Here is a 13,639-nt window from a genome sequence, read left to right on the forward strand (position 1 = left end):
ATCAGATATGTTTTAATCCTTTGAGCATATCCTCCATGCTGATCTTGCCATCTTCCAACTGATCAAAAAGAGAATGGACTTCCTCATCCAGTGCAATTGCACCACTTGAGGACACCTCTACCTGCTTGCTCTCCCGTTTATTGCCTGTTTTATCAGCCAGATATCCACCCAGTCTGTGCACAGACGGATGTTCGAACAGATCTGCAACGACGAGTACACCCGGGTACTGTCGGTCAAGTTGTGCATACATTTGTTTCACCAGAATGGAGTCAGCTCCAAGTTCGAAGAAACTGTCATGAATATGAATTTCATTAAAGCCCAGTACGGCTTGGCACACATCCGCAACCTGCTTCTCCCATGGAGTGTATTCTCCGTCATCCGCACCATTCAGTACGGCATCCTGTCGGGCTACACTTTGCGGGGTAACTGGAGCCTTCGGTGATGATGCCCGCTGTAAACGTGAATCAATCCAGCTCTCCAGTTCAGGAGAAAGTCTGAATGGATAGTTTCGGATCATCTTCAACATGCCACGGTCTGTTGACATCTGTCCTATCAATACACGTTCAATCTGACGCCCTTCCACCTGATCCAGCCACGCCAGAGCCTCTTTATTGGTCATGGCTTTGAATAAGGTGTCCACTCCGTACCCGGTTGCAGCAGCTGCGCCTGTTTCTTTCCAGGTAGACCAGTTGACGGTCATCGTTCCGTCCAACTCCCGGTTGCGGTAGGCTGCGTAGGCATCCTGATACGCATTGGCAGCGACATAATCCGCCTGTCCCGGCCCGCTGAATAACGTTGCAATGGATGAGAACATCACAAAAAAGTCTGGATTGTCCTCTCTGGTGAGTTGATCCACAACCTGGGTTCCTTGCACTTTAGGGCGTAATACGCATTCAGCTTCTTCTATCGTTCTGTCCTTAAGCGGATGATCTCCACCTACAGCGACCCCAGCCCCATGAATGACACCTGCAATGCGGCCGTATTGCTGACGCAGTTCACTCAGAATGACTCGCATGGATGCTTCATCTGAAATATCTGCTTGGTAAGAGAGAACCGTGGCCCCAGCAGCCTCCATTTGTTGCACAGATCGGATTTTCTGAACTAACGCATCGTTGGAATCTGCTGCTACAATGCTGTCCCACTCCCCTCGAGTAGGAAGCGCAGTTCTATTCACCAGCGCAAGTGTGATTCCCGGGTATCGCTCCGCAAGTTGTAATCCAATCTCCAGCCCAATACCGCCCAGTCCGCCAGTAATGAGATACAATCCGTCATTGCGAATCTTGTAGTCCCGCTTAGGATATTGACTAGGGTCCATCGCTTCAAACTGCTGAATGTAACGAGTGCCCGCACGATAAGCTACACCATAATCATCACTTTCATGATCCAGTTCGGCCAGAATATCCTGGAGCGAAGTTTCCGCATCCACTTGGATGGAACGGCATTGCAGACGTGAGTCTTCTTTGCGCCCAGCCAAACCCAGACCAAACATCAGGGCAGCCTGAGGAAATACATTTTCTTCGGTTCCGGTAATGGAATGGATTGGATTCGTCAACAACACCACATCAACAGGCTCCGACGATTTCGTACGGATCATTTCCTGAAGAAGATAGAAAAATGGATGAAAGGACTGTTGCTGTTGAATATAGATGATCTGGGTGATCATCAATTCTCCCAAGTGAGCCCATAATTGCTCCATGCTCTCACGCTGGTGTGAAATGACGTACTCCCCGGAAGATACTTGAAGGAATGAAGGTCCATCAAACACTTCAATGAGCTGACGACCCTGCTTCTGTAGTGCCTTACGCAGAGAGCGGTCCTCTCTTTTTTCATCCATAAAAATAACGACATGACCTTCCGATAACTTCCGATCTGAATTGCGTTCCGGTTCACAGACCCAGCCCAACTCATAATGGTGTATGTTCTCCATAGTGATGGCACTTGTCTTGGTTTGGGTATAAGGAGCAGATAGCTCAATCCAGCACCGATGAGCTTCAAATGGATACGTTGGAATGCTGATTCGGCGAACATCCTCACCCGAATACAGACTTGGCCAACTTACCTCCCCACCACCAAGATAGGTTTCACAATGATCCGTTAAATGCAGTTGATTCGACTCCGGGACTGGCTGCTCTCGAATGGAGTGCAACCCGTCTTCTTCAAGTGCAACCAGTTGGGCGAGCAACTCCTCTTTGCTTGAAGCAATCCGTACCAGACGGTGTTCATAATGGGTTCGGGATGTGCCTGCCGTGTAACATATATCTGCTAACGTGTGATCGGTTGTTTTCAGATACTTCGTATATTTGGATATATATTGTTGCAGTGATTGAAGCGTCTTCGCTGAAAGGGGGAACAGATACTCCCGCATCTCAGTTTCGCTGGTGGTTTCCACTGCACCCGCCTGCTCCAGTATGAGATGACAATTGGTTCCGCTGAAACCAAATGCACTGACACCCATACGCGCAGGTGCACCCTCAGCAGGCCAGATCCGGTTACGTGTATTCACATACACAGGCGTTCCACTAAAATCAATATTGCGATTGGGGCGATCAAAATGCTGAACCGCTGGTAAAATCCCTTTTTTTAAGGACAATACAGATTTAACAAGCCCTGTAATGCCAGCGCTTTCATACAAATGTCCGATATTGGACTTTACTGAACCGATAGCACAAAATTGCCTCTTATCGGTGTATTGCTCAAACGCCCCCTTAATGCCGTCGATTTCAATCGGATCCCCCAAGACAGTCCCTGTTCCATGGGTTTCAATATACGAAATACTTTCAGGGTCGACCCCCGCAGCTTTCCACGCCTTCACAATGACCTCACTCTGGGCTCTGGCATTCGGCGCTGTAATCCCCATGGAGTTCCCGTCCTGATTAATGGCACTGCCCTTAATGACCGCATATACCTGATCCTTGTCCTTGATGGCATCCTGAAGTGGTTTTAGCATAATAACCGCCGCACCTTCACCTATTCCGGAACCATCTGAGCTATCATCAAAGGGACGTGTCATGCCATTGGACGATTCGATGCCCATTCGGTAGTAATCCTTGTCCAGAGGAAGCACATTCAGTTTTACGCCTCCTGCCAGCGCCATGTCACACTCACCCAAACGAATGGCATTACAGGCATGATGGACTGCAACCAGAGATGAAGAACAGGCCGTGTCCACCACCATACTCGGTCCTCTCAAATCAAGAAGGTATGATAGACGGCTGGGTAAAATGCAAGACAAATTGCCTGTGACCGAGATCGGCAAAGACTGTGGTTCCACATCATGAATCATTTCTTTATACCGATAACCTTCCAGATCCGAGACCAATCCCACATATACTCCTGTGTTGCTGCCCGCCAGCTTCTCACTGGTATATCCTCCATCTTCAAAAGCGGCCCAAGCCGTCTCCATAAAGATACGTTGGGCCGGATTCATCAAACTGGCTTCTTTCGGTGTAAATCGAAAAAAAGGATAATCAAAGGTATCGATATGTTCCAGATAAGAACCGTCCAAGTATTGGGCATCTTCACCAGTGTTCATTTTACGAGAGATATAATTATCGGCATCCTGGCGTCGCTGCTCCGGCAGATCCCTCGTACAATCCAGACCATGTAACAAGTTATCCCAGAATTGTTCCGCATCATCTGCCAAGGGCATACGAACACTGAGTCCAACGATGGCGATATCACCCGGACGGATGGCAGTTGTAGTTGGGGCTGGAGGCGTCTGACCAGACGACTCCGTCTGATTGGTGTCACGAATACCCAGTTCACTGAAATCCATCAGTTTGTTTTTCATTATTTATCCCCTTTCAGCCGCTGGGCGGAGACTTTCAAACACTTTGGCAAGCATTTGATCATAGGTTCTGAAAAAAAGATTCCATTGAATGGTGTTCATTCGGGGTTTGCAATACATCGTTACCAGCATATTTCGTTTTTCATTTTGAATTTCACAGATGACATCAAACAGCTCCTCCAGCGCCACCCTGCCTCCACTGACATAATCAGCCTCATAGAATAGCGGACGAATGGCGACATGTTGTGATTTCATACCTGTTCTAACCAGATCCTGGATATGGTGACCAGGCTGTTCGTCTGCTGTATGTAAAGCTTGTTTCGCTATAACAAACAACTCATTAAAATCCTGTACCTCTTGCACATCCAGCGAAATGGAACTGATATGGTTCATTCGATAAATCAGTGTATAGACCGTAAGTTGTGGCTGATTGCCAATCTCCGTCAACAGATATGCGAACAAAGACCACAACCATTCCACAGGCGTGCAACCTGCAATTCTGGATAAGTCTCTGATTTCATTAAAGCGATCCTTCTCGATCCTGAATTCATATCGATGGTCTTGAAGGACCTGTCCTGTATTCTGCATGTAATCCAACGGAACAGGATAGGCTTCCAGTTCCATGCCTTCCTGATCTGCGATGAATTTCGCAAGTCTGGAGATCGTAGGATAGGCAAACATATTGGTTAACGTAATTTGAGCTGGATATAATTTTTCAAGTTGATTATAGATCTGAGCAAGAAGCAGCGAATCACTCCCCAAGTCAAAAAAGTTAATCGTGGTGGTGACTCCCGCATCGGCTCCCAGCACCACATGAAATACGTCCAGAATGGTTGCCTCCAGCTGTTCTATTGGTGTAATTTGCCGTTGATTCATTGGACACCTCACCTCCGTATAGGATCTACTCCATATAACTTGTTAATGTCTGATTGATCATGCTGGTAACCCGATGCATACTGCCTTCGAATAAATAAAAATGCCCCCCTTTGTATATCCGGGCGGCACTTCCTTGTTCCGTATAACCTCTCCAATGTTCTGCACAATCCAGAATGTAGCCCTCATCCTCTGCTCCGTTCAGTATCGTGATATCACATTGCAGTTTATAAGGCTTCTCTTCGTAAGTATACGTCTCATTCATCTCCAAATCCTTACGTAATATGGGGATGAACATATCCATAAGTTGCTGGTTCTCAAAGAACTCATCCGGGGTACCGCCCATTTCCTTAATGCGGTCTATGAACTGTCCTTCGGGCAAATGGTAATAGACCTGGTCTTTTTTATAATCCGGTGTCTCTCGCCCCGAGAAAAACATGTGTATGGGTTTCCTGAACTGCTCTTCATGCATTTTGTTATACAGTTCATAGATAATCAGACTTCCGAGACTATGTCCAAATAGAGCATATGGCTCCTCATCTGGCAAATCGCGATATATATAATCAAATACATCATCTACACTTTGCTGAATACTCTCATAGAGCGGCTTAGAGAATTTCAATCCACGTCCTGCAAGTTCAACAGGGTTCAGCACAATGGACTCGGATAACCCCTTTTTCCATTTGTTATATATTGATGCTGACCCTCCTGCATAAGGGACACAATATAATCGCATCTTGGCCATATAATCTCCTCTCCACTTACACGACTTCTCCCCATCTGATTGCTGTAGCGCAATAATACGTTCCAGCCCCAGCCCCAACCAACACGACACGGTCACCCGTTTTCAGTGCCCCTTGATTCACAGCCTCGGTCACCGCAATTGGCAAGCAAGCATTAGAGGTATACCCGTATTTTTCCATCGTCATATAGGCCTTTTCTTGTGGGATACCCAAGGCAACGGCCAGTTCTCTAATCAGATTACTGTTTGTTTGTGGGAAAATAAACAAATCTACTTCCCCCATATTCCATTTTACTTTGCGCAAAAGACGGTTCACGAGCCGCGGAATACCTCTGACCAATTGTTCATATAAATATCGACCATTGGACGTATAGACGGAAGCAGATCCATCAGAAATGTGTCCATAATGAACAGGCAGTGTTCCATAACTGATATCTTCCATATTCTCGTGATGCATAATTCCGTTCAGAAAAACGCTGTGATAGGAATCATTCTCATCTAATTCCTGTAAGACAAATGCCCCTGCTCCGTCTCCTACACTGGAACACGCTGCTCGATCCTGCCAATCAGTTACTTTCGAGTAGGTATCTGCGCCGATGACTAGAATATTGCTTATATCTTCTTCAGCCTGGAACGTATAATACGCATTCAATAATCCATAGCTGAACCCGGCACAACCCGCGCGGAGATCCAGACAAATGGCTTGGTCCGCTCCGAGCTTTTCCTTCACGAGAGCCGACGGATGAGGTATTAAACGATCCGGTGTGAACGTCGCCATAATGATCATATCAATATCCTCGACATCAATCGAAGCCTGTTCTATAGCTTGTCTCGCAGCTTCCAATGCCAAATCGCTGGTGTACTCATGCTCATGCGAAATTCTTCGTTCACGGATTCCGAGATTATGGTAAATCCAGTCCGCATTTGCGTTAATGTTCATAGCCTCCAGCCCCTGATTCGTTAACACGGATTCCGGCACATACATGCCAATACCCCGAATGGTCATTTTTCTCATGCATCACGTCTTCCTTTCCTGAATCTAAGGTGAGTAGCCCTCTCTGAAAACTATAAAAAATTTTTGAAGACAACAAAAAAACAGTTCAGCAGCTTACTCGCGCTGTACTGTCTCAGGAATACCTTTTTCAACAAAATGTAGTCAGGACCACTCCTAACTACACAGCTTCGCCCTGTTGATACACGTTGTGTATTTCAGAGTTTATGCATATGACTCCTTTGGTTGCATAATGTGCCTAAGCTTCATTCTGCTCCTCCGGTTTTGGTTGTCGTATGTGACCATAGCATATCTGAGTACATTATCATTTTTCTTGTTTTGCATATAAAATTTCAACACCCAAATCAACTAATCTGGGTTTATCATTACCTGTTAGGTGAAGCCATATCTTTGCTCTGCGCGTATGTCTGTCAATCTTCTTAATGATGCCTTCGTGTCCCATCAACGGGCCATCTAACACCACAACTTTGGTATTTTCCATATATACGGTTGAATAATCGATAATATCTTCCGGATTGATGAGGTTTAGCAATGTGGTCATTTCATGATCCGGGATTGGCGTGCAGCTTGCGTTAGTTCCCAGCATTTTAATGATATGAGGAATAGAACAGATTAAGTGGTAAGTTTCGGCGGTCATGTTGACTTGAATTAATACATAGCCAGGAAAGACCTTTTTGGTGCAGGCTTCAAAAATACCTGATTTCTTCTCCGGAACTTTTCTCTTGGGGACTAAAACTCGAATGGAGGTTCCTAGATACATATGTAGGTATTTCCTAATGACTTCTTCGCTTCCTGTGTGTACAAACAATGCGTACCAGTTCATGGCATCATCCTCTGATTAACAAATTAGCCAAGCGGAAATATACATATACATAAGAAAGAACAAAGACCCCAATTTTCAATTTGTGTAATAAAATGTATTTTATTTGTTGTAAGTATCTTAACTCATGACTTTTGGAACGTCAATGCTATTAATTCAATTTTATGTAAAATAACCTTACAATTCACATAAAACACTCACATTTTGTCTGATATCCAACTCCGGGACGTTACTCGTCTCCATTGTAACCAAAAAATCACTTACAGCATCAAGCATCTGTAAGTGATTATTATTCCATCCTTATACTATTCAAACAGGTCCAAACGAAGACGTTTCAAACTTGTATGTTTGATGTACCACTGGCCGTCGATTTTGACAAAAGTTTCGTGGTAATGCCCAAATCCGTGGAATGATTTGTTCTCATTGCCCTCCGGGAACGTGACCCAATCTTCCATTGGGGAGATGACCTTTGCTTCGTTCTCAGATACAAATTCAACTTCGGCGCTATGAACATGGTGCACGGTTACGGCAACATCCACCAGATCACGGAATACTTGTACGATCGTATCACGGCCTGTTAATACCGGAATTGGATTGCCTTCTGTGCTGAAATCGGCCACTGCATCCGGAGCAAACACATCACTCAAGGTATCCCACTGTTTCGTATCAATATAGCGGCAATAACGTGCCTTGGTATTCCGAATGTTTTCAAGCGCGAGCAATTGTTCCAGTCCTGTGATCGTTGATTGGCCCATGTGTTGTCCCTCCAGAGATGTAAAATGTGATGTAAGATTAGGATCATGTATGTATGCATACTATACCTTCCTTATTGTACCATTCGCCTTCTATTAGGTACAACGATACAAAAAAATCTTTCCTTACCTCTCACGAGGTTGAGGAAAGATCTGGATATACCTATGTGGCAGACGAGTTAACCACGTCGATTGAAGCTTCACTTCTATCTGCAAGTTACAGGGAATGTGCACCCTTCATCTGGGAAGCCAGTTCTGACATTTTTTTATTGTTCAAAAAACTTTCCATCTCTTCTTCCGCCTGCACCATCACCTGCTGGATCAAACAGCCTGCGTTATGATTCTGGGAACATTCGAACAGGGACGCCTGACCTTCAATCGCATGAATGATCTCCAGGAAAGAAGGATCCGGATTTTTACGACTAAGCCGGTAGCCACCATTGGCGCCAGAAGTTGATTCGATCATGCCCGCCTTAACCAATTTGGTCAATATTTTGGACAGATAGGTTGGGGATACCTTCTGCAATTCTGCAAGTTGGTGTACACTAACCAGCTGTTCGGGGGCAGTACTTACAAGATGAAGCATCGTATGCAAAGCATAATTTGTCGCTTTTGAATATTTCATGAGGGCACCTCATTATACACGGATTTAATTTATCCATAATAGACTTGATTGAGCTCTGTGTCAAACCACTATACCTCAAGCACTGGCAACATCGAAAAGATACGGGTTAATTGTGATACAATCCGCGATAATCCGTAGGTGTCATCCCCTCATGGACCATGAACTGGCGGTTAAAATAACTGGCATTGGGATACCCGGCTTCCTCCGCGATTTGTCCAATGTTGGCCGTAGGCCGTTCGAGTAACCATTGCTTCGCCATCTGTAGTCGTGAACGAGTGATAAATTCCATGGGCGTCATCTCCACAGCACTCTTGAACATTTTGCAAAAGTAATACGAACTCACACCTGCGAGATCCGCCCAATCCTGTAACAGGAAAGGTTGACAGGCCTCCTGCTGCATCTGTGGAAGAAGTGCAAGAACCCGACTCTCCGCCTTACTTGTGGTACGTGTGCTCTTTAAAGGTACTGCATGCTGCACGAACTCGGCAAGTACGGCATAGGTCAGTGTGGATAGCTGGGCCGGACGCAGCATGGTGTTCTGTTCCGCTTCAGTGAGCAAGGCCAGATGAGCTTCTTCCCAAGAGCTGCGTTGCCGCAGTGTCCACAATAGATTGCGATGTAACCCCCGCTCGATCATATAATCATGCAGACGTTCACCATAAAAATGAACCCATCGTACATCCCATGGATCATCTTCACTACTATAATAATGCTGCCGTTGCTGCGGGAAATAGAGAAACGCCTGACCTGCGCGAAGCTCATGTACCACCCCGTCCACTTCCACATATCCCTTGCCCGAAGCGACGTAGTGAATATTAAAGTTGTTCAGTGCGCCGGCCTCACGCAACACGGCATGCTGGACGTGGTCCATATAATGTCCAACGGACTCGGGATAACAAAAATATGGAATATCCTGCAGGGTAAGCAATACGGTTTGTCTCATCATAGCCGGTTCTCCTTGATCAACAATATTGTGTTAACTAACTTCAATATATTATCATTTTAATTCATTGGTCTATTCTTTATAATCACAATATACATTTATGCACAGGAGGATACAACACATGAATTCAGTTCAAAAATTGCGTTGGGGCATTCTTGGTAGCGCTAGCATTGCTGTGGAATCCGTCATTCCAGGCCTGCAGCAATCCGAGTTAAATGAAGTAACCGCGATTGCCAGTCGAGACGAAGATAAAGCCAAACAGACGGCCGAACAACTTGGCATCGACAAGGCTTATGGCAGTTATGAAGCTTTGCTCGCTGATGATTCCATTGATGCCGTATATATCCCACTGCCGAATCATCTTCATCGGGAATGGACGATTCGGGCTGCTGAAGCAGGCAAACATATTTTGTGCGAAAAACCACTGGCTCTGACAGAACAGGAAGCTCAGGAGATGGTTCAAGCTTGTGCAGATGCAGGTGTGCATCTGGCTGAAGCATTCATGTACCGCCATCATCCAAGATATGAGCAGATCCGAGATATCATTGCCAGCGGTGAGATTGGTGAGATTCGTGGTATGCACAGCGCATTTTCATTTAATAACTCCAATGCATCCGGCAATGTCCGCTTTCGGCGGGATTGGGGCGGAGGTGCACTGTATGATATCGGATGTTATTCCATCAGTGTAGCACGTCTGCTGCTTGGTCAAGAACCAAGTGCAGCCACTGTTATTGGCATGTTCTCCCCACAGCATGATCAAGTCGATATGATGGCTTCCGGACTGCTGGAATTCGATAATCACATCGGCGTGACGTTTGACAGCAGCATGTGGGCAGCCTTCCGCAACACATTGGAGGTATTGGGATCCGACGGTATTATTGAAGTCCCTTCGGCATTTATCAGCGGACAGGACCGCAGTTCCAACTTCTATGTAACGGCTGGTGGTGAACGCAGAGAGATTGAAGTCCCGCAAGTGAACCACTACTCTCTACAGGGAGATGATATGGCACGTGCTGTACTTCAGGGCAAGGATCTGCGCTTCGCCCCTTCCGATGCGGTAGCTAATATGAAAGTACTGGAAGCTTGCCTTCGTTCAGCGGAAGAACGTACACGAATTACACTATAATTGAGAGGATGAACTGACTTATGGAATATATCGAAATTGCTGGTACAGGTAAACGTGTCTCCCGATTGATTAAAGGAACCGATTATTTCGTGCATAATGCCTACGATAAAGCAGCTACGAACATGGATGCTTTTCTGTCGATTGGCGGTAACACTGTAGATACAGCACATATTTATTGTGGTGGACAGAGTGAAGAAGTCCTTGGTCGTTATATGAAAGAACGTGGTAACCGTGACCAGATCGTCATTCTCACCAAAGGCGCACATCATGACCAGAATGGGCCACGTGTGAACGCTGATGCCATCCGCAGTGACTTGATGGAAAGTCTGGAGCGTCTTCAGACAGATCACGTAGAGATGTATGCCTTGCACCGCGATGATCCCAATACCCCTGTCAGTGTTATTCTTGAAGCACTGAACGAACATATAGAATCCGGTAAAATCGGCGCAATTGGCGCCTCCAACTGGACTTGGCAGCGGCTCGAGGAAGCCAATGCGTACGCTGCGGCAAATGGCCTGAAGGGCTTCACCTTCAGTAGTCCAAATCTCAGTCTCGCCAAAGCAAACGAACCGTTCTGGGAAGGCTGTGTGTCAGCAGATGCAGAAACGCTGGCATGGCATGAGCAAACCAAACTACCATTGCTATCCTGGTCCTCTCAAGCGCGTGGTTTCTTCACTGGAAGATTCACACCTGAAGTTCGGGATAACGAAGATCTGGTGCGTGTATTCTACAGTGATGACAACTGGGAACGGTTGCATCGGGCTGAACAATTGGCTAATTCGAAGAAAACATCACCCATTCAGATTGCACTCGCTTATGTATTGAATCAAACGTTCCCAACCTGCGCCCTGATCGGTGCCCAGAATCAGGCAGAACTGCTCTCCTGTGACGAAGGGTCACGCATCACGCTAACCCGCGAAGAACTAGATTGGCTGGATCTGGGTAGTGAAGTGAAGCCATTCGTTTAGACTTCATGTCTAGCACTGGAAGGCTGGCCCGACTATTACTGAAATAAATTTACACCGATATCAGGTAAAGGACTGGCTCTCCCGCATTTTAGCGGAGTGGTCAGTCCTTTTCTAGATGACACTTAACCATTTAACTACTCTATCCAGCTATGACATCATAGAACCTATAATCAAAGACCTTATACATACACATTTAATGGAATTATTTTACATCAAAATAAAAAATATGGTATAGTTGGTATAAAATTGAACAAAGAAAAGAGGCCATTATGAAAAAAACCATTATACTAGCCGTTGCGTTCTTCATGTTCCTGCTCTCCGTTGCCCCTTCAACGTTTGCTGCTGGAGATCGTTTAACGACGCGCGAAACCTTTAACATTGCTGTAAGTCCGCTGGTATCCAGCAATCTTGCGTATGCCTTGTATTTTACTCCAAGTGGAGACATTCAACTGCGGAACGTTCGCTCACACAAAATTTTATGGAACACCAACACCAAAAATCTGAACATATTCCAGTTCAGAATTGATCAATACAGTGGCAAGCTCACTCTAACGGATGTTAATAAGACTCCCTATTGGACGTCAGATAATAAAGCATGGGCAACGGCATGGTATGGACAAGGTAATGAACCCGCAAACCTGAAGGGTGACCTTCTAATCGTTCAAGAGGATGGAAACCTGGTCCTTTATAACACCGTGAATCTGGATAGAGGTTGGTATCCTGTCTGGGCTTCAAATACAACTGGACAATAGATTGCGATCTTTAGAGCCGCATTAAGATGCGGTTCTTTTGGTTTGATAAGATAATACCAAAAAAAAAATTAAAACAAGGGGCTGATTCCTGAGATACGAACAGGAATCAGCCCTTTGTTGAGCATTATCGATATCATAGATATAGAACGCTATCTCATCATCACGATTACAGTTTAACGATCTGACCTGTTTTCTCGGATTCGAATGCTGCCAAGATCACTTGCAGAGAACGCAAGCCCTCTTCCCCGGAAATCGCTGGAGGTGTTTGAGTGGCAATCGACTCTACAAATGCGTCAATCACACCACTCGGCACTTGTTTCTCGTTGGTAGCCATGGCACCAACTTTGTACGTCTCAACTGTACCATTGGTCAGCTCAACGATAACTTCATCGCCTTCCACTGTTCCGATCTTCATAACACCATTCTCGCACCACAGCACTGTACTGTTGTCTCCAGCTCTGTATTGTGTCCAGCTCGCTACGAGCGTTCCGATCGCTCCGCTCTTCATACGCAGCAAACAAGTTGCGTTATCGTCAACTTTAGTGCCTTCCTTGTGCAGTGTGCTGATGAAACCAGCTACTTCAGATACTTCATCATTGAGCAAGTAACGGATGAAGTCTGATTTGTGCACGCCCAGGTCGCCCATAGCGCCCATAATCGCTTCTTCTTTACGGAAGAACCAGCTTTCAGCTCCGTCCACACTCCATCCTTCCGGACCCGGGTGACCAAATGATGTACGGAAATTCAGGACTTTACCGAGTTTGCCGGATTCGAGAATTTCTTTTGCTTTTACGTGAGGAGGCATCAAACGCTGGTTGTGTCCAACCATCAAATACACGCCATTTTTCTTGGCAGCTTCGATCATTTGCTCGCCTTCTTCAGTGGATACTGCCATTGGTTTCTCAACTAATACATGCTTGCCTGCATTTGCAGCAGCAATCGCCATTGGCGCATGCAGATAGTTTGGTGTACACACACTAACGGCATCCACCGTCTCGTTTGCAAGCAATTCTTCGTAACTGGAATACGCTTTACCGCCGTAAGTCTCGGCCATCTTCTCCGCACGCTCCACAATCGGATCGGCAAAAGCGACAAGTTCTACGTTCTCATTGGCAGCGTACTCTGGAATATGTCTGCGCTCGGCAATGGCTCCACAGCCGAATACAGCAACTTTAATTTTACTCATGTACATAAGTCTCCTTTGACAAATAGATTAGCATTTTTCATGGTCCGATGGTC

General features: G+C 45.8%; 12 protein-coding genes. 3 read left to right on the plus strand and 9 right to left on the minus strand.

Translation table 11 applies throughout. From position 1 onward, the window contains the following. Position 1: 1 nt before the first annotated feature. The 8 genes from V6668_RS26145 to V6668_RS26180 all read right to left on the minus strand — a co-directional run bounded on the left by V6668_RS26145 (position 2) and on the right by V6668_RS26180 (position 9,557). Positions 2-3,790, minus strand: coding sequence for a type I polyketide synthase (locus V6668_RS26145; protein WP_076319710.1), 3,789 nt, complete (start codon positions 3,788-3,790; stop codon positions 2-4). A 3-nt stretch (positions 3,791-3,793) separates the two neighbouring features. Then, positions 3,794-4,663 carry an acyl carrier protein gene (locus V6668_RS26150; RefSeq protein WP_036668121.1) on the minus strand — a complete coding sequence of 290 codons (870 nt, stop codon included), beginning with the start codon at positions 4,661-4,663 and terminating at the stop codon, positions 3,794-3,796. Positions 4,664-4,688: 25 nt separating this feature from the next. Further along, positions 4,689-5,405, minus strand: coding sequence for a thioesterase II family protein (locus tag V6668_RS26155; protein WP_083669910.1), 717 nt, complete (start codon positions 5,403-5,405; stop codon positions 4,689-4,691). 16 nt (positions 5,406-5,421) lie between these two features. Then, positions 5,422-6,417: a 3-oxoacyl-ACP synthase III family protein gene (locus tag V6668_RS26160; protein ID WP_036668122.1), complete on the minus strand. Its 996-nt coding sequence runs from the start codon at positions 6,415-6,417 to the stop codon at positions 5,422-5,424. A 301-nt stretch (positions 6,418-6,718) separates the two neighbouring features. Next, complete coding sequence (loaP, locus tag V6668_RS26165) at positions 6,719-7,237, minus strand: antiterminator LoaP (RefSeq protein WP_036668123.1); 519 nt, start codon at positions 7,235-7,237, stop codon at positions 6,719-6,721. Between the two features lie 302 nt (positions 7,238-7,539). Beyond that, a complete protein-coding gene (locus tag V6668_RS26170) occupies positions 7,540-7,989 on the minus strand; it encodes a nuclear transport factor 2 family protein (RefSeq protein ID WP_338707066.1) in 450 nt (149 codons plus the stop codon). A 214-nt stretch (positions 7,990-8,203) separates the two neighbouring features. Continuing rightward, a complete protein-coding gene (locus tag V6668_RS26175) occupies positions 8,204-8,611 on the minus strand; it encodes an RrF2 family transcriptional regulator (protein ID WP_017692155.1) in 408 nt (135 codons plus the stop codon). A 106-nt stretch (positions 8,612-8,717) separates the two neighbouring features. Beyond that, positions 8,718-9,557 (minus strand): helix-turn-helix transcriptional regulator, encoded by an 840-nt coding sequence (locus V6668_RS26180; RefSeq protein ID WP_338707067.1) that lies wholly within the window; start codon positions 9,555-9,557, stop codon positions 8,718-8,720. Between the two features lie 118 nt (positions 9,558-9,675). Between V6668_RS26180 and V6668_RS26185 the strand changes: the two genes are divergently transcribed. The 3 genes from V6668_RS26185 (at position 9,676) to V6668_RS26195 (ending at position 12,400) form a co-directional block, all read left to right on the plus strand. Beyond that, positions 9,676-10,680: a Gfo/Idh/MocA family oxidoreductase gene (locus V6668_RS26185; protein ID WP_338707068.1), complete on the plus strand. Its 1,005-nt coding sequence runs from the start codon at positions 9,676-9,678 to the stop codon at positions 10,678-10,680. A 20-nt stretch (positions 10,681-10,700) separates the two neighbouring features. After that, positions 10,701-11,648 carry an aldo/keto reductase gene (locus V6668_RS26190; RefSeq protein ID WP_338707069.1) on the plus strand — a complete coding sequence of 316 codons (948 nt, stop codon included), beginning with the start codon at positions 10,701-10,703 and terminating at the stop codon, positions 11,646-11,648. Between the two features lie 269 nt (positions 11,649-11,917). After that, positions 11,918-12,400 (plus strand): hypothetical protein, encoded by a 483-nt coding sequence (locus V6668_RS26195; RefSeq protein WP_338707070.1) that lies wholly within the window; start codon positions 11,918-11,920, stop codon positions 12,398-12,400. 166 nt (positions 12,401-12,566) lie between these two features. On the opposite strand, the gene V6668_RS26200 is transcribed toward V6668_RS26195, so the two are convergent. After that, positions 12,567-13,586 (minus strand): Gfo/Idh/MocA family oxidoreductase, encoded by a 1,020-nt coding sequence (locus tag V6668_RS26200; protein ID WP_338707071.1) that lies wholly within the window; start codon positions 13,584-13,586, stop codon positions 12,567-12,569. Positions 13,587-13,639 lie beyond the last annotated feature (53 nt).

The sequence above is a fragment of the Paenibacillus amylolyticus genome, from assembly GCF_036894225.1.
Lineage (GTDB): Bacteria > Bacillota > Bacilli > Paenibacillales > Paenibacillaceae > Paenibacillus > Paenibacillus amylolyticus.

What these genes read in the sequence shown, in the direction of transcription:
- V6668_RS26145 (WP_076319710.1), bottom strand. Translation starts at nt 3,790, where the DNA reads ATGAAAAACAAACTGATGGATTTCAGTGAACTGGGTATTCGTGACACC.
- V6668_RS26150 (WP_036668121.1), bottom strand. Translation starts at nt 4,663, where the DNA reads ATGAATCAACGGCAAATTACACCAATAGAACAGCTGGAGGCAACCATT.
- V6668_RS26155 (WP_083669910.1), bottom strand. Translation starts at nt 5,405, where the DNA reads ATGGCCAAGATGCGATTATATTGTGTCCCTTATGCAGGAGGGTCAGCA.
- V6668_RS26160 (WP_036668122.1), bottom strand. Translation starts at nt 6,417, where the DNA reads ATGAGAAAAATGACCATTCGGGGTATTGGCATGTATGTGCCGGAATCC.
- loaP (WP_036668123.1), bottom strand. Translation starts at nt 7,237, where the DNA reads ATGAACTGGTACGCATTGTTTGTACACACAGGAAGCGAAGAAGTCATT.
- V6668_RS26170 (WP_338707066.1), bottom strand. Translation starts at nt 7,989, where the DNA reads ATGGGCCAATCAACGATCACAGGACTGGAACAATTGCTCGCGCTTGAA.
- V6668_RS26175 (WP_017692155.1), bottom strand. Translation starts at nt 8,611, where the DNA reads ATGAAATATTCAAAAGCGACAAATTATGCTTTGCATACGATGCTTCAT.
- V6668_RS26180 (WP_338707067.1), bottom strand. Translation starts at nt 9,557, where the DNA reads ATGATGAGACAAACCGTATTGCTTACCCTGCAGGATATTCCATATTTT.
- V6668_RS26185 (WP_338707068.1), top strand. Translation starts at nt 9,676, where the DNA reads ATGAATTCAGTTCAAAAATTGCGTTGGGGCATTCTTGGTAGCGCTAGC.
- V6668_RS26190 (WP_338707069.1), top strand. Translation starts at nt 10,701, where the DNA reads ATGGAATATATCGAAATTGCTGGTACAGGTAAACGTGTCTCCCGATTG.
- V6668_RS26195 (WP_338707070.1), top strand. Translation starts at nt 11,918, where the DNA reads ATGAAAAAAACCATTATACTAGCCGTTGCGTTCTTCATGTTCCTGCTC.
- V6668_RS26200 (WP_338707071.1), bottom strand. Translation starts at nt 13,586, where the DNA reads ATGAGTAAAATTAAAGTTGCTGTATTCGGCTGTGGAGCCATTGCCGAG.